1 pseudogene is annotated in these 331 nt (G+C 55.3%); it reads right to left on the bottom strand.

Features of this window, described 5'->3' with window-relative positions:
- Window positions 1-207 (bottom strand): annotated as a pseudogene (locus AC0L17_RS34700) (ABC transporter permease subunit); the annotation flags it as partial.
- Window positions 208-331 lie beyond the last annotated feature (124 nt).

Genomic DNA, 331 nt, shown 5'->3' on the forward strand with positions numbered 1-331 from the left:
GATGAGGAGGCAGATTGCCGTGGCCACCACGCTAATCTCGATGGTTTGATAGAGCACGCGGATATTCGCGGATTGGCTGAAAAAGGCCTGATAGTTGGCAAACGAGAAGGTCGGCGCGTTGAGGCTGGTTAGAAACAATAGGATAATCGGAATGCCGAAGACAACCAGCAAAACGGCGAGAGCAGGCCCAGTGAGCACGATGGGCATTCGGCCCAACTTCCGAAGCATGTTCATCTGCGTTCCTTCTCACGTCCTGACAAAGCGAACGTCTGAGCGCAGCCAGTCGAGATGTACCTCATCGCCAGCTTGGAAAATCTGCTGGCCGGCGGCG

This window comes from Mesorhizobium sp. WSM4829, assembly GCF_055811475.1.